Annotated in this window: 15 protein-coding genes and 5 pseudogenes; 12 read left to right on the forward strand and 8 right to left on the reverse strand. The window is 36.7% G+C overall.

The genetic code is table 11. The features are described from left to right. Positions 1-4 precede the first annotated feature (4 nt). From rfbA to rfbC, 4 genes are read left to right on the forward strand one after another with little or no spacing between them, the layout of a single operon-like run. Positions 5-877, forward strand: coding sequence for a glucose-1-phosphate thymidylyltransferase RfbA (rfbA, locus tag ACFW0C_RS00115; RefSeq protein ID WP_378104311.1), 873 nt, complete (start codon positions 5-7; stop codon positions 875-877). Between the two features lie 12 nt (positions 878-889). Then, positions 890-1,909 (forward strand): dTDP-glucose 4,6-dehydratase, encoded by a 1,020-nt coding sequence (rfbB, locus tag ACFW0C_RS00120; protein WP_378104313.1) that lies wholly within the window; start codon positions 890-892, stop codon positions 1,907-1,909. 14 nt (positions 1,910-1,923) lie between these two features. Continuing rightward, on the forward strand, positions 1,924-2,847 hold the full coding sequence (gene rfbD, locus ACFW0C_RS00125; protein WP_378104314.1) for a dTDP-4-dehydrorhamnose reductase: 924 nt from the start codon (positions 1,924-1,926) through the stop codon (positions 2,845-2,847). Continuing rightward, on the forward strand, positions 2,847-3,437 hold the full coding sequence (rfbC, locus tag ACFW0C_RS00130; protein WP_378104316.1) for a dTDP-4-dehydrorhamnose 3,5-epimerase: 591 nt from the start codon (positions 2,847-2,849) through the stop codon (positions 3,435-3,437). Before rfbD ends, rfbC begins: the two co-directional genes overlap by 1 nt. A gap of 83 nt (positions 3,438-3,520) precedes the next feature. On the opposite strand, the pseudogene ACFW0C_RS00135 reads toward rfbC, so the two are convergent. Beyond that, positions 3,521-4,521 (reverse strand): annotated as a pseudogene (locus ACFW0C_RS00135) (IS30 family transposase). 154 nt (positions 4,522-4,675) lie between these two features. Here ACFW0C_RS00135 and rbsC point away from each other — a divergent pair. The 4 genes and pseudogenes from rbsC to ACFW0C_RS00155 all read left to right on the forward strand — a co-directional run. Further along, a pseudogene (gene rbsC, locus ACFW0C_RS00140) lies at positions 4,676-5,254 on the forward strand (ribose ABC transporter permease); the annotation flags it as partial. A 47-nt stretch (positions 5,255-5,301) separates the two neighbouring features. Then, positions 5,302-6,192 (forward strand): annotated as a pseudogene (locus ACFW0C_RS00145) (substrate-binding domain-containing protein). A gap of 994 nt (positions 6,193-7,186) precedes the next feature. After that, entirely contained in the window at positions 7,187-7,708 is a 522-nt protein-coding gene (locus ACFW0C_RS00150) for a hypothetical protein (RefSeq protein WP_378104319.1), read from the forward strand. 84 nt (positions 7,709-7,792) lie between these two features. Beyond that, positions 7,793-8,380 (forward strand): YdcF family protein, encoded by a 588-nt coding sequence (locus tag ACFW0C_RS00155; protein ID WP_378104320.1) that lies wholly within the window; start codon positions 7,793-7,795, stop codon positions 8,378-8,380. 266 nt (positions 8,381-8,646) lie between these two features. Here ACFW0C_RS00155 and ACFW0C_RS00160 read toward each other — a convergent pair. From ACFW0C_RS00160 to ACFW0C_RS00190, 7 genes and pseudogenes are all read right to left on the reverse strand, one after another. Next, positions 8,647-8,853, reverse strand: a pseudogene (locus ACFW0C_RS00160) (ATP-binding protein); the annotation flags it as partial. Between the two features lie 49 nt (positions 8,854-8,902). Then, positions 8,903-9,397, reverse strand: a complete 495-nt coding sequence (locus ACFW0C_RS00165) for an ATP-binding protein (protein ID WP_378104322.1) — start codon at positions 9,395-9,397, stop codon at positions 8,903-8,905. Positions 9,398-9,401: 4 nt separating this feature from the next. Further along, positions 9,402-9,650, reverse strand: a complete 249-nt coding sequence (locus tag ACFW0C_RS00170; protein WP_378104323.1) for a hypothetical protein — start codon at positions 9,648-9,650, stop codon at positions 9,402-9,404. Between the two features lie 58 nt (positions 9,651-9,708). Continuing rightward, a pseudogene (locus ACFW0C_RS00175) lies at positions 9,709-9,885 on the reverse strand (hypothetical protein); the annotation flags it as partial. Between the two features lie 90 nt (positions 9,886-9,975). Continuing rightward, a complete protein-coding gene (locus ACFW0C_RS00180) occupies positions 9,976-10,275 on the reverse strand; it encodes a helix-turn-helix domain-containing protein (RefSeq protein WP_378104325.1) in 300 nt (99 codons plus the stop codon). 210 nt (positions 10,276-10,485) lie between these two features. Further along, positions 10,486-12,471, reverse strand: a complete 1,986-nt coding sequence (locus ACFW0C_RS00185) for a DUF438 domain-containing protein (protein WP_378104326.1) — start codon at positions 12,469-12,471, stop codon at positions 10,486-10,488. Continuing rightward, positions 12,464-12,706 carry a DUF1858 domain-containing protein gene (locus tag ACFW0C_RS00190; RefSeq protein ID WP_003142510.1) on the reverse strand — a complete coding sequence of 81 codons (243 nt, stop codon included), beginning with the start codon at positions 12,704-12,706 and terminating at the stop codon, positions 12,464-12,466. The genes ACFW0C_RS00185 and ACFW0C_RS00190 overlap by 8 nt, the downstream gene beginning before the upstream one ends. A gap of 146 nt (positions 12,707-12,852) precedes the next feature. Between ACFW0C_RS00190 and ACFW0C_RS00195 the strand changes: the two genes are divergently transcribed. The 4 genes from ACFW0C_RS00195 (at position 12,853) to adhE (ending at position 19,435) form a co-directional block, all read left to right on the forward strand. Continuing rightward, entirely contained in the window at positions 12,853-13,212 is a 360-nt protein-coding gene (locus ACFW0C_RS00195; protein ID WP_378104328.1) for a metal-sulfur cluster assembly factor, read from the forward strand. 189 nt (positions 13,213-13,401) lie between these two features. After that, positions 13,402-15,660, forward strand: coding sequence for a formate C-acetyltransferase (gene pflB, locus ACFW0C_RS00200; RefSeq protein WP_378104329.1), 2,259 nt, complete (start codon positions 13,402-13,404; stop codon positions 15,658-15,660). Positions 15,661-15,701: 41 nt separating this feature from the next. Next, entirely contained in the window at positions 15,702-16,472 is a 771-nt protein-coding gene (gene pflA, locus ACFW0C_RS00205) for a pyruvate formate-lyase-activating protein (protein WP_197558085.1), read from the forward strand. A gap of 320 nt (positions 16,473-16,792) precedes the next feature. Beyond that, on the forward strand, positions 16,793-19,435 hold the full coding sequence (adhE, locus tag ACFW0C_RS00210; RefSeq protein WP_378104331.1) for a bifunctional acetaldehyde-CoA/alcohol dehydrogenase: 2,643 nt from the start codon (positions 16,793-16,795) through the stop codon (positions 19,433-19,435). Positions 19,436-19,639: the final 204 nt, after the last annotated feature.

The raw sequence follows: 19,639 nt of genomic DNA on the forward strand, positions 1-19,639 counted from the left end.
CAGTATGAAAGGAATTATTTTAGCAGGGGGAAGCGGTACTCGCTTGTATCCTTTAACACGTTCTGTATCCAAACAATTATTACCTGTATATGATAAACCAATGATTTACTACCCATTATCACTTCTTATGTTGGCAGGTATTAATGAAATTTTAATTATTTCAACTCCTCAAGACACACAAAGGTTTGAACAGTTATTAGGGGATGGTAGTGACCTAGGTATTCGATTTGAATATAAAGTTCAAGATGAACCTAATGGTTTAGCAGAAGCATTTATCATAGGCGAAGATTTTATTGGTGATGACTCTGTAGCGTTAGTTCTAGGAGATAATATTTTTTACGGTAGCGGTCTATCTGCGATGGTTCAAGATGCGGCTTCCAAAGAAAATGGAGCCACGGTATTTGGATACCATGTTACTGACCCTGAACGTTTTGGAGTTGTAGATTTTAATGAAAGTATGAAAGCAATTTCAATTGAAGAAAAACCAGATCATCCGAAGAGTAATTATGCAGTTACAGGCCTTTATTTTTACGATAATAAAGTTGTTGACCTTGCTAAAAAAATCAAACCTTCAGCTAGAGGAGAACTTGAAATTACAGATTTAAACAATGAATATTTGAAGTTAGGAACATTAGAAGTTAAAATTATGGATCGAGGTTTTGCATGGTTAGATACAGGAACTCATGAGTCTCTATTAGAAGCTAGTACATTTATTGAAACAATTGAAAAACGTCAAAATTTAAAAGTTGCTTGTCTAGAAGAAATTTCATATAGAATGGGTTATATTGATAAGGAACAATTGATTTCTTTAGCTCAACCATTAAAGAAAAATGCTTATGGTCAATATTTATTAAGAATTGCAGAAGAATTGAAATAGGAGAGTTTGAATATGAAAATTATTGTTACAGGTGGAGCAGGGTTTATTGGTTCTAATTTTGTTTACCATATGTTAAATAAATATCCAGATTATGAAATTGTTTGCGTAGATAACTTAACTTATGCTGGTAACTTAAGTACATTAGAAGAAGCTTTTAAAAATGATAAATTTTCTTTTCATAAAGTAGATATTTCGGACCGAAAGGCAGTATTTGCTTTATTTGAAAAAATTCATCCGGATATTGTAGTGAATTTTGCAGCAGAAAGCCACGTCGATCGATCAATTGAAAATCCAGAAATTTTTGTTGATACTAATGTTTCTGGAACATTAGTTTTGATGGATGCAAGTATTAAATATAATGTAAAAAGATACCATCAAGTATCGACTGATGAAGTATATGGCGACTTACCATTGGATCAACCAGAATTACTTTTTACAGAGGAAACCCCACTGAAAACTAGTTCACCTTATAGTAGTTCAAAAGCATCTGCAGACCTATTTGTGCATGCTTATAATCGAACATTTGGGTTGCCAGTTACAATTAGTAGATGTTCGAATAATTATGGCCCTTATCATTTTCCAGAAAAATTAATTCCTTTAATGATTATTAACGCATTAAATGATAAACCCCTACCAGTATATGGTGATGGACAAAATGTCCGTGACTGGTTGTATGTGGAAGACCATTGTGAAGCTATTGATTTAATTATTCACAATGGTGAAGTTGGTGAGGTTTACAACGTTGGTGGTCATAATGAAATGGCGAATATTGATATTGTAAAATTAATTTGTAAAACTTTAGACAAACCTGAAAGCTTAATAACTTATGTTAATGATAGAAAAGGACATGATAGGCGATACGCTATTGACCCAACTAAAATCCATAATGAACTAGGTTGGTTACCTAAAACTAACTTTGAAACAGGAATACAAAAAACAATACAGTGGTATTTGGATAACCAAGATTGGTGGGAAGAAATAATTTCTGGCGAATATCAAAACTATTATAAAGAAATGTATAGTAGTCATTAATACGGAGGTAATTTATGAAGGTTTTGGTAACAGGTGTAACTGGTCAACTAGGATTTGATGTGATGAAATCTTTGATTAAACAAGGATTTGAAGCTATTGGAACTGGACGTAGAACTAAATTTGAAAGTTTAATTGTTGATGAAGAAGTAACCAATGCCCCTTATATCTCAATGGATATAAGTGACGAATATGAAGTAAATAAAATAGTGCAAGCACTAAAACCGGATGCTATTATACATTGTGCTGCATGGACTGCTGTGGATGCTGCTGAGGATAATAAAGAAGAGGTTTTTAAAATAAATGAAAAAGGAACTAAAAATCTAACTAGTGCGGCTAAATTTGTAGATGCTAAATTTGTATATATTAGTACTGATTATGTATTTGATGGGATGGGAGTAGAGCCTTATTATCCTGATAATAAAAGTTATGCTCCGACAAGCGTTTATGGCGCTAGCAAGCTTGCAGGTGAAAAAATAGTAAGAGAAACACTTGAAAAATATTTCATTGTTCGTATATCTTGGGTTTTTGGAATTAATGGTTCTAACTTCGTTAAGACAATGCTAAGGGTAGGAAAAAATCACAAAAAAGTTACAGTTGTTAACGATCAAATTGGTTCCCCAACGTATACTTTTGATCTTGCAAAATTACTTGTAGATATGATTAAGAGTGAAAAATATGGTACATATCATGCAAGAAATGAAGGAGATTTTATTTCTTGGTACGAATTTACTAAAGAGATATATAAAATAGCTGATATTTCAGTAGAGGTTGTTCCTGTAACGACTGAAGAGTATGGTGTTTCTAAAGCTGCTAGACCACTTAATAGTCGTTTAGATACATCTAAATTAACTGAAAATAATTTTAACACCTTACCTGTTTGGCAAGATGCTTTAAAACGATATTTAAATGATTTAAAACATGTTGAAGGAGAATTGTAATGGGAAAAATTAAAGTAACAGAAAGTCCTATAAAAGGTTTATATGTAATTGAGCCAGCAGTGTTTGGTGATGATAGAGGTTATTTTGTAGAAACTTATAATCAACAAGATATGCATGAAGCCGGGTTAGATATGGTATTTGTCCAAGATAATCAATCTAAAAGTTCCAAAGGAGTTTTACGTGGTCTTCATTTTCAAAAGGAATTTCCACAAGGTAAACTTGTACGTGTTACTAAAGGAAAGGTTTTTGATGTAGCGGTTGATTTAAGACCAGGTAGTGATACGTATGGTAAATGGTTTGGTATTGAATTAACGGAAGATAACTTCAAACAATTCTATATTTCCGAAGGCTTTGCACATGGATTTTTGGTGTTAAGTGATGAAGCTGTATTTCAATATAAAGTTACTGACTTTTATCATCCTGGCGATGAAGGCGGGTTGGCTTGGAATGATCCAACTATTGGAGTTGAATGGCCTGAAGTAGTTGGTAATTATCCTGGTGATGCTAATGCTTCTAAGTATAAAATGTTAGACGGCACCCTATTAAATTTATCTGAGAAAGATCAAAAGTGGAAAAATATTCAAAAATAAAGTGTTAAGGAAGAATTTTATTAGAATTATTTTGAATTAAATCAAAATAATTCTTACTTTTGTTTTTTTTATAGCTTAAATTGTCAAATTAAGTGCAACACAGTTTTATAAAAGATTTCATAAGGGGTTTTCCAATTCAAACATTTTTTGGGACGTGTATTTAATTTCGTTGCCCAACCTTGTATCTCTTCATCAGTTGCATCTGTCAAATCAACACCTTTCGGTGAGTACTCTCTAAGGAGTCCATTTGTATTCTCTTTAGATCCTCTAGGCAAGGGGCATGAGGATCTGGAAAATAAATTTGCGTATTATTTAATCCCTCAGTCAATCGGGCGTGTTGACTGAATTCTTTACCACGGTAAGGTGTATTGGTTTTACAAAAATTAGAATCAATACCTTGTAGTAATTTAATTATTTGGTCAACTACCGGCTTAGAAGCTTTCTTCTCAGATTTACCGATTAGTAATAACCTAGATTTTCTATCAACTAGCGTTACTAAGCACGCTTTACCAGTTTGACCTGCAACTGTATCTGCTTCCCAATGACCAATCTCAGTTCGTTCATTAGCGCTATCTGGTCGTTCATGAGTCGTATTGGAGATAGGGATCTTTCCTCTTCTCTCTACGTGATTTTTAGAAGGGCGTGTTTTACCTCTGTATCTTAATTTACGGATAGCGCCTCGATTACCGGTTGATAAACTAGGCTCATCGAAGTCGCCACGATAAATTGCACGATAGATAGTATTATAACTGATTTTATTTTTGGAATTTTCAAGGTTCAAACGACCAGAAATTTGCTCTGGAGACCATTGTTCGTTGATAAATAGTCTTTTGACCAACTGGAAAATAGAGTCTTTATCTAGCGTACGATGTCTGCCACATAGTTGTTTTCTACGGTTATACTCTCCTTGAGTAGTTGACGGTGAATAACTGCCATCCATGTTTGAATTACGAGGTAATTCTCTTGAGATAGTCGATTTAGAACGGTCCAGGGTCTCGGATATATGCACGATAGTTTCGTCTTGTTCATACATTAGGAAGATTGTTTCTAGCTCATTCATGGTAAGATGTGTGTATGGATTCATAGCTTTCTCCTTCTAATAGTTGGTTGGTACATCTATTTTATAGGAAAACTATGGATCTTTTTTTATTTTATTATTGTTATTGCACTTAAATTGTAAATTCGTCGTACACAAAAATAGTGCCGATGAGACTCAATTGAATCTCACCAACACTATTTATTATATAACCCTAGCAACGATGACTATTTCCCGGGGGGCCACTTTAGTGCTGACCGATGGTAAACCGATTATCGGGTTAGATGAGACTTTTATTTTCTAATTTATGGGTAGAAGGTACTTCTTCGGTATTCCATTCCCAATTGTGATTACCTTAGTCGTGTTTGCGCTTTTATTTGTGTTACTGCATAAAATGAGCTTTGGACGTAAAACGGTTGCGATTGGTGGTAATGAGAAAGCATCATTTATTGCCAGTGTGAAGAGCAATAAAATTAGAATCTTTGTTTATAGTATTTCAGTTGTCTTAGCTTCACTTGCAGGGATTAATTTAACCTCGCGATTAAATTCAGCACAACCTACTGCGGGTGAATCTTACGAGATGGATGCTATTGCTTCTGTTGTTTCAGGTGGTAGTAGTATGTCTGGTGGTAAGGGACGAATTTTTGGGACCTTGATTGGTGCTTTAATTATTGGGACATTAAAGAATGGTCTAAACCTTTTGGGGCTTTCAACTTTCTACCAACAAATTGTGAAAGGTATTGTTATTATCATCGCTGTGTTAATTGACCGTCGTAAATAAAGGAGTCGAAATCAATGAAGAAAGTAGTTTTAACATTAATTTTATAAATACTACTACTGGTAGGTTGTGCGCCAGCTTTTTCACTAGAAGCGCCGGGTGGTGCAGATGAGGCAGTGGTTGAAAATATGGAGCCAGCTGAAATTACTGTGGGACTGTCAGTTTCAACATTGTCCAACCCATTTTTCGTGTCATTGGAAGATGGGGTAAATACACTGGCAACTGAAAATGGGACCCAGGTCATCTCAGTTGATGCGCAAGATTGTTCCGCTAAACAATCCAATGGTGTGGATGATTTAATCCAACAGGGTTTTGATGTGTTATTAATCAACCCAGTAGATTCTGCTGCTATTACGCCAGCTGTTGAAGCTGCTAATAGTGTGGGCATTCCAGTTATTATGGTCGACCGGGCAACTGACGCAGGTGAGTATGTGACTTTAGTAGCTTCAGATGACGTTGCTAGTGGCGAGATAGCAGCACAATACATCGTAGACCAGGTTGGCGAGAATGCAAGTACATTGCAATTAGAAGGTGTGCCTGGCGCTTCAGCTACGAATGAACGTGGTGAAGGGTTTATGAATGTTGCTGAAACCAGTTTGAATGTATTAGATAGTCAAACGGCTAATTTTGACCGAGCTGAAGGGTTAACTGTAATGGAAAATATGCTACAAGGAAATAGCGATGTCCAAGCTCTATTTGCACAGAATGATGAGATGGCATTAGGGGCAATTGAAGCGATCCAAGGTGCTGGATTATAAAATCAAATTACAGTTGTCAGTTTTGATGGGACTGAAGGTGGTATTAAAGCAGTTGAAGATGGTTAATTAGCAGCTACAATTGCGCAACAGCCGGATGAAATGGGGCGATTAGCATTACAAGCAGCCTATGACTTCTATGCAGGGCAAGAAATTCCTGAGAAAATTGATTCACCGTTGAATTAGTAACTAAGGATTAAGAAATATATGAATGTAAAATAAAAGACAAAGCAACAAAAAGCTTTGTCTTTTATTTGTGCTTACTATGAAATAATGTCATATATTGATACAATTAAATTTTTAAGATTAAATAGGTGATATAAGATAGACATAAATAAGACTGTATAGATTATAGTGAATTTTTACATATTTATTTAAATAATTTTGATTGTCAGTAAAGATGTACTTCATATAATGCTCCATGCGGAAATAGTGGTTACATCAAGGTATCATGCACTGGTGTTATCTATTACGAATAAAGTGCAAATCCTTTCCGTGATGAAGGATGGAATGGGAGGCATAAGATACTATTACAATAAAAATGGGGGGCTCATTCAACAAGTTTTTAAGAGGTTAAAAAGGGATCAGACCCGATTAACGATAAGAACCTTCACAGATACTTTTGTATTAGTGAAAGAAAATTTTATCTACTTAGTTTCCGAACACCAAATTACTATACATCACAAGATTTCCAAAAAACATAATTGTATTGAATAAATTATGTATAGATTATATTAACCCCACATTGACAACTAATCTTTGATGAATATGAAAAATCTTACCTTTTTAGTCTTATCTACGTATATAATGAAAGGGGATACAAAGTTTATTTAGCAATATAAATTGATCAAGAAACACAATATAATATATAATTGCTAGCAAATTTGTATCTTTATATTCTAAACTGAGGGAGGATTTCCAAATAAAATATGTAATCTCGTTTTGCCAATGTTTGTGTGAATAACTTTTTTCAAATATCTGTCTTACATTCACGGTTATGAAGAGAAAAAGCGCAAAAGGTATGTTATTGTTATTTTGTATTTTTAGTCAGGATACATTCTATGGGATGTTGTTTTAATATTTATTGAAATACAGAACATGATTGTAGATTTATTGATATGAAGATCAGTAACAGTTGGTGAGTGACATTTATTTTTATAAGGAAATTTTGGTGGAGAAAATGGATAAAGTAGCGATTATCGGTGCAACGAACGAGATTGGCCGTCAGGCGGTAGAACAATTTTCTATGGCGGGCTATGAAGTTCTCGCTGCACATTATGAAGATGTTGAAGTTCCAAACTTACCCGGTGTGGAATATATTTTTATTCAACCGGGGGATACGGTGATTGTTGAAGATATCTTGGAACAAGCGCGAATTGTGATATTACCGGTGATTACAAAAATTTGTGATATACCAAAACTTCTCAATTATGAAGAACGGTTATTAAACATTATTGATATCTGTGAAGACCTGCCAATTGATGAATTTTGCTATGCAGTTGCGAGTGCTGAGCATCCTGATGAAATCGATTTTGAAATGAAGCAAGTACAAAAACGGCTAAAAGCATATATTGAAGACGCTGACCTGAATCAACAGCCAATCGATATGTTTAAATTTGAGGACCAATTTACTGAAATCATTCAAAGGGATATTACCTCTCTAGCTAGGAAACATAAAAATACGATTATATTTGATTTTTGAAAATGACGCCTTTCTTTTCATTCGATGATTTCCATATGGTAAGATAAGACAAAAGGAAAATGCTTATCAAAATGGGGAATGTAGATGAAAGGAAATAATCTTGTTCGACTTGCAAGCTTTTTTGCCGGCATGGGTATCGCTGTAGGTTTAGTGTGTGTGATTACCATCAGTAACCTCATTGTTGATGAGGAACCGAAAGTATCGGATATTATTGTTGTACCAGAAGGTGCTAGTGAGCGAGCTGGTGAAGCAGTTGATTTGCTTGAAGCTGGCTATTCACGGTCAGGAAAAATTATCGTAAGTCCACTAACCCAGTCAAACTTTACTTTTTACGTGGGGGCGGGCGCACCAAGTGATGCTTTAATTAACGAAGCAAATGCAACGTCCACCTATACCAACGCACGAAACACCTTGAAGATGATGCAAGAAATGGGTTATGATTCAGCCATTGTTACTTCATCTGACTACCATATGTTACGGACAAAAATGATTTACGAACGGCAAAATCGCCATTACGGATTCGACTTAACATACGTCGCTACCTATCATGATGTTGGCGGCGAGGAAGTGACTTGGTGGCAAGCCAATCGTCAAGCTGGATTTAAAGAAATTAAAAAATTTTGGGGCTACATGTTCTTCCTATATCACTGGGTAGATGAAGAGCCCGAATAGCAAGTCATCCGGCTAGGGTGGCTTTTTTGATATTTGAAATTATTTACCAACACTATTTGTAAAAGAACCCAAATAAGTTACAGGAGGTTATTTTTATGATCAATTATCATAAGATTCTTGAAATGCATCTACAAGGGATTTCTCAACGAACAATCTCTTCCAGTACGGGGCATTCAAGAGACAAAATTAGAGAGGTGGTGAATCTGTAAATGTCAACTGAAAAATGGTCCACCTTGCTATTCAAAAATGGACCACTCTACGGCAATTTATCCTTGAGTCATGGAATCAATCCATGAGCTCGTTTGTTTAATGCGGTAACTTTCTCCTCTCATATTAATGACATTCGCTTGATAGGCTAATCGGTCCACGAGAGCGTCGGTTAAAGTGGCATCTTTAAAACATTCCGGCCATCGATCAAAGGCTAAGTTAGTGGTGATCATAATCGATCCTTCATCGTTCCGGTTCGATAGTAAATTGAATAAGAGCTAAGCGTCCCGCTTCATCAAAAGACAAGTAGCCTAATTAATCGATAATAACCAAATCAACACTTTCAAAACGGCGTTTAAAACGGACAAACTGACTCTGGTTGACCGCTTCTTTCAATTGAATCACTAAGTTAGGCGCATTAACGAACTGAACACTCATACCTTGTAAACAGGCTTCTATACCAATCCCAATACTAAAATGCGTCTTGCCGGTGCCTTGATTCCCAATTAAGATCGCATTTTCTTTCCGTTTAATAAATTCCAGTGAGGTTAACTCACGTAGCTGCTTGCGCGGCTGTTCTTCAAATACGCTGTCATCAAAATCTGCTAGATACTTCTTCTGATAAAACTTCGCCTGGTTGATTCGGCGTTGATGACTCCGCTCACGTCGTTGCGTGACCTCTTCCCACAATAATTCTTTTAAGGCTTCATCTAAGTTTAATCTTTGCTGGTTGGCTTCTTTTAGGTAACTTTGGGAATGTTCACAAATATAGGCCAATTTTAATTCTCTAGCTGCTTCTTCAATCGTCATTACTTCACACGCTCCAATCCGCTTCAATGGCCTCTGTAATGGCTTCGGCTTCTTGAGAAAGGGAAGCCGACTTTCGATCCGGGACATTCTGGGAAAGCTGTTCCATTAATTGCTCCTTGGGCAAGGCTTGGTACTGGTCTAATTTATCTAGGAATTCACGAGGATTTTCTTTATAATATAAGGCATAGTGGGCTTTCAAATCGGGCGAGTGTTTGAGCACCAAGGAGTGTTTTAACGCTCCCGGTTTTTTCATCAGCGTCTTGAGGTAGTGGTATATGTCAAGCTGATACTGATGAGAACCCTCTATTTTTTTATGCCGACAGACTTCCTCGTGGTTGGCAGAAAACCACAAAATACTCCGGATACACTTTTAATTGCACGGTATGCCCCACCAAATAATCGGGGACCGAATAAGCATTGGTTTCATACTGGATAATACTATATTTATTGACGCGGCATTGAACCATTTCGGCTAATTCAAAGGGCGGACGGTACGGTAACCAATGGGATGACCTTCTTCAGCGAGAAGCTCATGCACAGCGATCGCGGTTAATGCTTGTTTATGCGGGCCTAACCGTTTATTCTTTTTCAATTCTTGTTGATATAATTCTTTCATCCGTGCTTCTACTGCAGGAGTATACGCCCGTGCTCTTCGCTTGGAACTTGTCATACGACCGAGTTAAAACAAGCTGTTCGGTTGCTTCTTCCACTTCTTGTTCACTCTTACTGGAATTCAAAGCGTTAATGCCTTTCTTATATCGATCACAAATGGCCTTCACCGTCTTGCGATAGATTCCTAACTCTCTTGCGATATGCCGATAGGACTCACCTTGGCGATATCTTGAGATAACATCAAATTGTTTCATTCTCCTAATCACTCCTTCTGCCTCCATCCATTTAATCATGTATGGTAAGCATAAAAATAAGTGGCCCCATTTTCAACGGCAACTTGCTGAATAATGGACCACTTTTAGAATACAACAAACAATGTGTATTACGATGAAGTAGAACAGTTGATAAAAAACAAACGTCGGCTGAGTTTGAATAGAAAAAATCGGTTATTACATTTTTTGTAATAACCGATTTTTTTAATACAATCGTTTCTCTGTTCCGTCCAATTCAACATACATTGAAGCATCCTGAACGGTCTCCACAATACCATGATAATTATCATTTTGATCTTGCGCACCAATATACAAGATATAAATAAGTTTATTCCCAGGTGAGAACCACATAGGTTCAATAAAACGACGTTGTGCTTGAAGGTCTTCAGATAAGCGTTTAACCTTTGGCCAAACTCTAGCTGGGTGACAATATTCTAAGTCACGTCCAATTTCTAAAGGTGATCTTTGGAAGAACATCTCGTCATAAGGACCGATATTATTAAAGTATTTAAACTTATGATCGCCGTCAACGTAAGTAATCTCAAAGGGCATTGAATCCAAAATGAGTCTCACTTGCTTTAAACTTAAATATCCTTCGCCGATACTAATCAATTGCTCACTAGAAAAATCCTTTGGATCATTGACTACTGTCTCATTGCTTACAGACCAGTTGAATTCCAACTGTCCTTTACCAAATTGAAGTACTTGTGATTCTGCTTGAAACTGATGTTTGTGATTAACCTGAGTTAAATTAGCTGGATCCTTAAGTGTTAAATCAACCTTACTTTGAGGGAGTAAATTACGCCATTTATCCGTTTGAATATCTAAGATAGGTTGGATGTTTTGTATTATTTCAACGAACCCTTGATATAGCCCGGATTCATTAAAGAGTGCTTTATACGAAATATATAAAAATTCTGATTCATGTTCAAACCAAAAGCTTTCTTCAGTTAATGTGTTATCTTTGAAAGCTTGAACAATGGGTTCTAATGTATCCCAGACTGCTTCTGGATAGACATCTTCTACCCTAGCACCGATGTTTTCAGCGTGTCGTGGTAATATTGATGACTCCTTCTTGTGATTGAAGTATTGTACGATATCATTTTGATCAACAAAAGTAACTTTCACTGGGATGTAATCAAAGATGACTTTGATTTGTTCTAAGCTCAAGTAACCATCACCAATCGAAAGAGGCACTGTTGGGTTCATGATTTGGTTACTGCTTGAGTCAAGCGTCTCATCTGGTTCCCAAAGAACGGTAAATTGACCGCCATTAACGGTAATTTTTCGTGTTTCGATTGTTTTACTTTCCACTGTATTCATTGTTTTTTGAACTGACTTAGTTGGTGTAGGTACTTCTTGAATTGTTAATTCTTCAGCTTTTTTCGTATCTTCTTCGAGTAAGTCTGCCAGGTTTTCTGGTTCCCAAGTTTCGCGAGGAGGAATAATTGCATAGCCGTAATTATCGCTTTGCAGGGCGATGTTGTACCAATCCAATTGATTGAAACTTTCAAGTAAGATATTAATTAATATAGCTTCTTCTTTAAAAATCATTTCATTGAATTCAAATTGGAAAGCTTCATACGTATCTCTTACTTTTGAAAATTTAATATCGGGAAATTTTTCCATGGCTTTATAGGCGCGTTTGAATAAGTCACGGATCTCATCATCTTTTGCCCACATAACTTTTGGTGGAGCGTCGTGGCCGTAACTTTCCATAACCGGGAAGAATAAATGTTCTTTCCGGTTGTAATGGTTATCAAATTGCCCGATGATATCATATTGACGTTTAAGTCCTTTAATCATTCCATCAGACAATTCTTCAACCGGCATTTCTTCAAAGGTATCCAGAATATTGTTAATCCGTAGCAGGGCAGATCGTAACGCCATATTCTCTTCTTTGAATACTGTTACGGGGTGTCCGGGGTGATCAGCATCGGGGGCTTTACCATCTTCAATCGTACCTTTGAACAGATTCGCGTGAACATTACATAGCTTAAGAACATCTTGAAACGTAATCACACTATCCCCATACATTAATTGATGCTCCATCATGGAGATTTCAATGGCACTCACACCCGTGAAATGCTCATTAAATTCATCCTGAACTGATTCAGGATTTGCTCCATGATGCAGTTTAAGAAGAATACCTTCTAATATATCTATGCGATTGTCTGTATTATTACTCATTCACGTCACCTCCGATGACAGTATAGCCGTTCCATTGTAGTTCATTCACTAATTGTTCCAAAGGAAGGTTGATTAATTTGCAGCCTTGTTTTAGTGTGACAACTTTTCCAACCGATTGTCTCATGGCTGGATTAGCTAAAGGTTTAAAGCCTAAATCGACAAGAATGTCGAGAAGTTCAGGGTGTGAATCAAGGACTTGTTTCACAGGTCTATTAAGGTCTACTTGATTTTCCATTTTCTTACCCCTTATAAAATTCGATTGATATTAAATCTATTTATGTATAAACTAAACGTACTATATTACATAATACTAGCGAACAAAAACTTCATAAGCAATATTCATAAAATAAATATATTATTTAAACGAAAGGAACATCTTTTATGAATGAAGAATTTGGTATTCTATTCAAAAACGAAGCATTAAAGTACGAAGAAGAGTTACTAGAGCAATTAACAGGAGTCATCGATCCAGAGTTAGGCATAGATATTGCGAACTTAGGCCTAATATATGAAGTAGATATGGATGAAGCAGGGAAGGTTGAAGTCATAATGACTTTAACAACTGCCGGTTGTCCCTTAGCAGACTTCATTGATAGTGACGTGAGATATCAATTAGCTAACTTTGATAAAATTACTGAAATCGATATAAAAGTTGTCTTTAAACCGCATTGGGATTTATCTCGCATCTCAAGCTTTGCTCGTATTGCTTTAGGTATTCCGAGTGATTTTATTCCGAATTAAATTAATATTTAAAAGTCCTGTCTAACGATGGGGCTATTTTTGTACAATGTTCTAAAATTCACATAAATAATTGTTATATCCTATTGCTTATTGTTATATCCTATTGCTTTAGGTATAAAAATAGTTTATCATATGTGTAATTAATCACAAGTTTAGATGTTTGCTTCGAATTTATATGGGGGGGATACCATGGAAAAATTAAAAAACGAAAAAATGAATGTTAATCCTTGGGAAGGTTTTACAGGGACTAAATGGCAAGAGTCAATTGATGTTAGAGATTTTATTCAAGAGAATTATACTTTATACGAAGGTGATGATTCATTCTTAGAAGGTGCAACGATTGAAACTTTCCAATTATGGGATCAAGTAATGGAACTAACAAAAGCAGAACGTGATGCTGGTGGCATTCTAGATATGGATACTAAAGTTGTATCAACAATTACGTCACATGATGCGGGTTACCTGAACAAAGACGTTGAAAAAGTTGTGGGTGTTCAAACTGACAAACCTTTCAAACGTAGTTTACAACCATTCGGTGGAATCCGCATGTCTGTTCTATCTGCAGAAGCATATGGCTACAAGATTGATCCAGAAATTGAACATATCTTTACAGAGTACCGCAAAACTCATAACCAAGGTGTATTTGATGTATACACACCTGAGATGCGTGCTGCTCGTCGTTCAGGAGTAATTACAGGACTTCCAGATGCTTACGGTCGTGGACGTATTATCGGAGATTACCGTCGTGTTGCATTATACGGAGTAAACCGTTTAATGGAAGAGAAACAAAAAGACTTCGCAAATATTGGTAACGGACAAATGAACGAAGAAGTTATGCGTCTACGTGAAGAAGTTAGTGAACAATACCGTGCCTTACAAGATTTAATTGAATTAGGTAATATTTACGGCTTTGATTTAACTCGTCCAGCTGAAACAGCGCAAGAAGCATTCCAATGGTTATACTTAGGATACTTAGCGGCAATTAAAGATCAAAATGGGGCAGCAATGTCATTAGGTCGTACATCTACATTCCTAGATATCTATATTGAACGTGATCTTGCTACAGGTGTGCTTTCAGAAAAAGATGCGCAAGAATTAGTTGACCATTTCGTTATGAAATTACGTCTAGTTAAATTCTCACGTACACCTGATTACAACCAATTATTCTCAGGAGATCCAACTTGGGTCACTGAAGCAATCGGTGGTGTTGGGATAGATGGACGTCCACTAGTAACTAAAAACTCATTTAGATTCTTACATACATTATCAAACTTAGGACCAGCACCAGAACCAAACTTAACTGTGTTATGGTCACCAAGCTTACCAACTCATTTCAAACGATTTGTTGCGAAGATGTCTATTGACACATCAGCCATTCAATATGAAAATGACGACATTATGCGTCCAGTTTACGGTGATGACTATGCCATCGCATGTTGTGTGTCAGCGATGGAAGTTGGTAAACAAATGCAATTCTTCGGTGCGCGCGCGAACTTAGCAAAAGCATTATTATATGCAATCAACGGTGGTGTCGACGAAATGTCGAAAGCACAAGTTGGACCAAGCTATCGAGCAATTACTTCAGAATACTTAGAATATGATGAAGTGATGGAACGTTATGATGACATGTTAGAATGGTTAGCAGGATTGTATATCAATTCATTAAACGTTATCCACTACATGCACGATAAATACAGCTATGAAAGTATTGAAATGGCTTTACATGATACAAATGTAAAACGTACGATGGCTACAGGTATTGCTGGATTCTCAGTTGCAATTGATGCTTTATCAGCAATCAAATATGCAAAAGTTAAAACAATCCGTGATGAAAATGGTCTAGTTGTCGATTATGAAATCGAAGGTGAATTCCCACAATACGGTAATAACGATAAACGTGCCGATGAGATCGGTGTTGATTTACTTAAAGCATTCATGACTAAAGTTAAGAAACATCCAACATACCGTGATGCTATCCATACAACATCAATCTTAACTATTACATCAAACGTTGTTTACGGTAAGAAAACTGGTAACACGCCAGACGGTCGTCGTGAAGGAGAGCCATTTGCTCCTGGAGCGAACCCGATGCACGGACGTGATACTCATGGGGCGTTAGCAAGTTTACTTTCAGTTGCTAAGATGCCTTACGAATATGCTTTAGATGGAATTTCAAATACATTCTCAATCATTCCAAAAGCATTAGGTAAAGATGAAGAAATTCAAAAAGATAACTTAGTGAATATGTTAGACGGATATATTAAAGAAGGTGGACACCACTTAAACGTTAACGTGTTTAACCGTGAAACGTTATTAGATGCGATGGATCACCCAGAAGAATATCCACAATTAACTATCCGTGTATCTGGTTATGCTGTAAACTTCATCAAATTAACTAGAGAGCAACAAATGGATGTTATTAACCGTACAATGCACAGTTCAATGTAATCACTTAAGTTTTAGATATCTTGTTGAAAGGGGGATATATCTTGTCAGAAGTTAAAACACCAATTATTGGGAACGTCCACTCGACTGAAAGTTTCGGATCAGTTGACGGACCAGGGATACGATTCATCTCTTTTATGCAAGGATGTCGTCTACGCTGTCAGTTTTGTCATAATCCGGATACTTGGAATAGGCGTGGGGGAACACCTTATACTCCGCAAGAATTATTCGATGAAGCCATACAATACCGATCTTTTTGGGGTAATAGCGGCGGAGTAACTGTAAGTGGGGGAGAACCTTTACTTCAAATCGAATTTCTGATTGAATATTTCAAAATTTGTAAAGCACATGGTGTCCACACAACGATTGATACGTGTGGCGCGCCCTTTACTTTAGAGGAACCATTCCGCTCACAATTTGAAGAACTGATGAAGTATACTGATCTGTTCTTATTTGATATTAAGCATATTGATCCAAAAGGTCATGTAAAATTAACAGGCGTGCGCAATGAGAATATCATGCAGATGGCTGAATTACTTTCAGAGTTGAATATACCTGTTTGGATTCGTCACGTACTTGTTCCAACGCGTACGGATTACGATGAGTATCTGATTCGATTAGGCGATTATGTTGAAACTTTATCAAATGTTCGCAAGTTCGAGGTGCTTCCATATCATAAACTAGGTGTCTACAAATATGAGGCACTTGGAATTAAATACCGTTTGGAAGGAGTCGAACCACCGACTGCAGAACGGGTCGAGAATGCTAAAAGATTGTTGAGAACAGAACGCTACAAAGGATATTTAGATGATTAAATAAAGCGACATAATTAAAGCGTAACACTTTAAAACAGTGTTGCGCTTTTTTATGTATTTCTAGCAAATATTAGCAGTTAAAGAATGGAAATATCAGTATCAATATCAATAAAACAATATCAATATTGTTATATAACAGAATCTTAAGTATGTTCATTTAATCACATAAATTGATTTACCATTGAATGAAACAGCATAGATAACTGTTACAACACCTGATAAAAATCTATTATATTAACATTTTTAACAAAAAACTTCTTTACTTTCGTTTGTGAAAAGAGTAACATGTAATCAAAGATAAAGAAAAGGGGAGCATAACAATGACGGAATTAATTGAAAAAGATGTTATCGGAAATGTTAATTACATGATTAATGGTTTAGTAGAAAAAGGTTTGGTTGCTTTAGAGGAATTCGATTATTTTAATCAAGAGCAAATTGATCACATTGTAGCGAAAGCTTCAGTTGCAGCTTTAGATCAACATGGTACTTTAGCAAGACATGCGGTTGAAGAAACTGGCCGTGGTGTATTTGAAGACAAGGCGACAAAGAACTTATTTGCTTGTGAGCACGTTGTAAATTACATGCGAGATATGAAGACAGTTGGTGTTATCAGTGATGATGAAGTGACGGGGATCACAGAAATTGCTGAACCTGTTGGAGTTATTTGCGCCATCACTCCGACAACGAATCCGACGTCGACAACTATTTTCAAAGCGCTCATCGCATTAAAAACTCGTAACCCAATCATTTTTTCATTTCACCCGGCAGCACTTGAGTCATCGGCTCACGCTGCTCAAATCGTTCGAGATGCAGCGATTGAAGCAGGTGCACCAGAAAACTGTGTACAGTGGATTACAGAACCATCGTTAGATGCAACGAATGCATTAATGAATCACGATGGGGTTGCGACAATCTTAGCCACTGGTGGAAATGCCATGGTTAAATCAGCTTACTCATGTGGTAAGCCAGCGTTAGGAGTTGGGGCAGGAAATGTGCCAGCTTACGTTGAAAAGACAGCAAACGTTAAGCAAGCAGCTTATGACATCGTATTAAGTAAATCATTCGATAACGGAATGGTATGTGCTTCTGAACAAGCCGCAATTGTTGATAAAGAAATCTATAAAGAATTTAAAGATGAATTAGTAAGCTATCATGCTTATATCGTAAATTCAAAAGAGAAAGCACTATTAGAGGAATTTTGTTTCGGTTCTAAAGCATTCAGTGAAAACTGTGCTGGCGCAAAATTAAATAGTGAAATTGTTGGGAAACCAGCGACATGGATTGCAGAACAAGCAGGTTTCACCGTTCCGGAAGAAACAAATATTCTAGTAGCAGAGGTGTCAGAAGTTGGACCAAACGAACCATTAACACGCGAAAAACTATCTCCAGTCTTAGCCTTATTGAAGTCAGAAACAACTGAAGATGGAATTCAAAAAGCTGCACAAATGGTTGAGTTCTTTGGATTAGGTCACTCAGCTGCGATTCATACACATAATCAAGAATTAGCGAATGAATTCGGCCGTCAAGTTAAAGCCATTCGAGTTATTTGGAACTCTCCTTCAACATTCGGGGGAATCGGAGATGTATACAATGCCTTCATCCCTTCATTAACTCTAGGTTGTGGATCATACGGACGCAACTCAGTTGGTGGAAACGTCGGAGCATTGAATTTACTTAACATTAAAACAGTAGGGAGACGACGCAATAACATGCAATGGTTTAAAGTACCTTCAAAAATTTATTTCGAACGTGACTCAATCAAATATTTAAAAACAATGGCTGATGTTGAACGCGTCATGATTGTTACGGATGAATCTATGATGAAACTCGGCTTTACGCAAAGAATTATCGACCAGCTTGAGGCACGTCAAAATAAAGTAAATTACCAAATCTTCCATAACGTTGAACCAGATCCAGATATAACAACCGTTAGAAGTGGTGCTGAAGCCATGGCTCAATTCCAACCCGATACAATTATCGCACTAGGTGGGGGATCTGTTATGGATGCAGCTAAAGTCATGTGGTTATTCTACGAACAACCAGAAGTAGACTTTAGAGATTTAGTTCAAAAATTCCTAGACATCCGTAAAAGAGCGGTTAAGTTCCCAGAACTTGGGTCTAAAGCGAAGTATGTAGGTATTCCAACGACATCAGGAACAGGATCTGAAGTGACACCATTTGCGGTTATCTCTGATAAGAAAAATAATATGAAATACCCATTAGCGGACTATTCATTACTACCAACAGTCGCAATTGTAGATCCTGCTTTAGTTGAGACTGTACCAGATTTTGTTACAGCTGATACAGGGATGGACGTGTTAACACACGCGATCGAAGCGTATGTATCAGTGATGGCTAACGACTTTACTGATGGACTGGCTTTACAAGCAATTAAGATTGTATTCGAAAACTTAGAAGCTTCAGTAAAATATAATGATCCAGAAGCACGTGAAAGAATGCATAACGCTTCAACTATGGCGGGTATGGCATTTGGTAATGCCTTCTTAGGAATTAACCACTCAATGGCTCATAAGATTGGTGGAGTTTTCCATACAGTTCACGGTCGAACAAATGCGATTTTACTTCCATTCGTTATTCGCTATAACGGAACCCGACCAGCGAAACAGGCGAACTGGCCAAAATACAATTACTACAAAGCAGATGTAAAATACCAAGACATCGCTAAATTAATCGGACTTGATGCAAAAACTCCAGAAGAAGGAGTAAAAAACTTAGCACAAGCTGTGTTCGAACTTGGAGAACGTGTTGGAATTCAAATGAGTCTAAAAGACCAGGGCGTTGATGAATCTGCCTTCATGGATAAAACAGAAGATATCGCCTACTTAGCCTTTGAGGACCAATGTACACCAGTGAATCCACGCTTAGCTTTAGTAAATGAAATGCAAGAAATCCTTGAAGATGCATATTATGGATATAAAGAAAGACAAGCAAACTACAATTAATAGTATCCGACGCATCAAGTAATACCTAAATTTGATCCCCTTTTATACACGTATATGCCTTACTTGCGCAAGTAAGGCATATACGTTTTTTGGTTTTGAGTTGTACCTAGCTAGAAGAATAAAAATAAATTGTTCTAGCTGAGGTGATTAACTGGAAGAATAAAAACCAATTGTTCCAGCTGAGGCGATTAATCGGAAGAATAA

The sequence above is a fragment of the Aerococcus sp. NPDC058936 genome (assembly GCF_042741995.1).
Lineage (GTDB): Bacteria > Bacillota > Bacilli > Lactobacillales > Aerococcaceae > Aerococcus.

Excerpts from the sequence above, each read along its gene's own strand:
- rfbB (WP_378104313.1), top strand. The coding sequence starts at position 890 with ATGAAAATTATTGTTACAGGTGGAGCAGGGTTTATTGGTTCTAATTTT.
- ACFW0C_RS00150 (WP_378104319.1), top strand. The coding sequence starts at position 7,187 with ATGGATAAAGTAGCGATTATCGGTGCAACGAACGAGATTGGCCGTCAG.
- ACFW0C_RS00170 (WP_378104323.1), bottom strand. The coding sequence starts at position 9,650 with ATGAAAAAACCGGGAGCGTTAAAACACTCCTTGGTGCTCAAACACTCG.
- ACFW0C_RS00165 (WP_378104322.1), bottom strand. The coding sequence starts at position 9,397 with ATGACGATTGAAGAAGCAGCTAGAGAATTAAAATTGGCCTATATTTGT.
- ACFW0C_RS00185 (WP_378104326.1), bottom strand. The coding sequence starts at position 12,471 with ATGAGTAATAATACAGACAATCGCATAGATATATTAGAAGGTATTCTT.
- pflB (WP_378104329.1), top strand. The coding sequence starts at position 13,402 with ATGGAAAAATTAAAAAACGAAAAAATGAATGTTAATCCTTGGGAAGGT.
- rfbD (WP_378104314.1), top strand. The coding sequence starts at position 1,924 with ATGAAGGTTTTGGTAACAGGTGTAACTGGTCAACTAGGATTTGATGTG.
- ACFW0C_RS00155 (WP_378104320.1), top strand. The coding sequence starts at position 7,793 with ATGAAAGGAAATAATCTTGTTCGACTTGCAAGCTTTTTTGCCGGCATG.
- rfbA (WP_378104311.1), top strand. The coding sequence starts at position 5 with ATGAAAGGAATTATTTTAGCAGGGGGAAGCGGTACTCGCTTGTATCCT.
- adhE (WP_378104331.1), top strand. The coding sequence starts at position 16,793 with ATGACGGAATTAATTGAAAAAGATGTTATCGGAAATGTTAATTACATG.
- ACFW0C_RS00190 (WP_003142510.1), bottom strand. The coding sequence starts at position 12,706 with ATGGAAAATCAAGTAGACCTTAATAGACCTGTGAAACAAGTCCTTGAT.
- rfbC (WP_378104316.1), top strand. The coding sequence starts at position 2,847 with ATGGGAAAAATTAAAGTAACAGAAAGTCCTATAAAAGGTTTATATGTA.
- ACFW0C_RS00195 (WP_378104328.1), top strand. The coding sequence starts at position 12,853 with ATGAATGAAGAATTTGGTATTCTATTCAAAAACGAAGCATTAAAGTAC.